The following is a 274-nucleotide window of genomic DNA, read 5'->3' as shown; positions in this document are numbered from 1 at the left end:
GGTGTATGACGTCGCCACCAGTGCCCAGCTCACGGACCTGGTTTTCAGTGATCTTGTTGATCTGCGGAAACTCGCGGAACGCCAGCAGGCTGACGGTGCGGTCGTCCACCAGGCGCATGTCGCGATCGTTCAGCGCCAGCGCGTTGCGGGGCTCCTGCCCACTCGGGAAGATCACGAACAGGACGTTCTGGTCCCAGATTTCCTCGAAGCGCGTCCGGGTGAAGCTGATGTTGCCCAAGGCCGGATCGGCGACGAAGACGTGATCGTTGTAGAC

At 61.7% G+C, this 274-nt stretch carries 1 protein-coding gene; it reads right to left on the bottom strand.

The annotated features are described in order from the left end of the window. A partial coding sequence (locus ACLJNW_RS24940; RefSeq protein ID WP_204274420.1) for a hypothetical protein occupies positions 1-274 on the bottom strand: 274 nt, incomplete at both ends.

It is taken from the genome of Salmonella sp. SAL4457, from assembly GCF_046548235.1.
Classification (GTDB): domain Bacteria; phylum Pseudomonadota; class Gammaproteobacteria; order Enterobacterales; family Enterobacteriaceae; genus Salmonella; species Salmonella enterica.
Note: the sequence above shows the minus strand (reverse complement) of the source record. Positions and strands in the feature narration are given on the sequence as shown.